This window comes from Mesorhizobium sp. P5_C1, assembly GCF_054049815.1.
On record NZ_JBFULQ010001121.1, the window covers coordinates 1 to 971 of the forward strand.

Below are 971 nucleotides of genomic sequence, written 5' to 3' on the forward strand. Positions count from 1 at the left end.
CGCCGCCACCGTCAAGATGGACGTCGTCAACTATATCCCGACCGAAGACCGTTCATCGGCGATGAAGCGCTTCGAGGCCGGCGAACTCGACAGTTACGGCGACCTGCCGACCGAACAGCTCGCTGACCTCAAGGCCAAGTTCGGCGCTCAGGTCCGCGTCGGACCGTATCTCGGCACCTACTACTATGCGATCAAGACCGACAAGGCGCCTTGGGACAATGTCGAGCTGCGCAACGCCATCTCGATGGCGATCGACCGCGATTTCATCGCCGAAAAGGTCTGGCAGAACTCGATGCTGCCTGGCTATTCGATGGTGCCTCCGGGCATAGCCGGCTACACGCCGGCAATGGCCAAATACGCCGACATGCCGCAGATCGACCGCGAGGACGCCGCAAAGAAAATCCTCGAGAAACTCGGCTATACGCCCGAGCATCCGCTGAAGATGGAGATCCGCTACAACACCTCGGAAAACCACAAGAACACCGCGGTCGCCATCCAGGAACAGCTGAAGCCGCTTGGCGTCGAGGTCACGCTGCTCAACACTGACACCAAGACCCACTATTCCTTCCTCGAGCAGAAGGGCAATTACGACGTGGCGCGTGCCGCCTGGATCGCCGACTACAAGGATCCCGAGACCTTCCTCGGCATCACACGCAAGGCCAGCGGCAACAACTATTCGAGCTATGTCAGCCCGGCATATGAAGCGGCAATGGACAAGGCGGCGGCTGCCGGTGGCAAGCCAGAAGAGCGCATGAAGGACCTTACTGAGGCCGAGCGCATCCTTGTCGACGACGTCGGTAACATTCCGCTTCTCTACTACAGCTTCCACGATATCGTTTCCTCGAAGCTGCATGGCTTCGACGACAATGTGATGGATGTGCATCCGTCGCGCTTCATCAGCAAGGACTGATCCCTGGCCAAGCCGCCGCGCATTGAATGCGCGGCGGCGCTGGTTTGCCATCGCATCGGCC

The 971-nt window shown here is 59.7% G+C and carries 1 protein-coding gene; it reads left to right on the forward strand.

Translation table 11 applies throughout. From position 1 onward, the window contains the following. Positions 1-910 (forward strand): ABC transporter substrate-binding protein (locus tag ACXJ7R_RS34315; RefSeq protein ID WP_457155668.1); only part of this gene is annotated, 910 nt, incomplete at its 5' end. Positions 911-971: the final 61 nt, after the last annotated feature.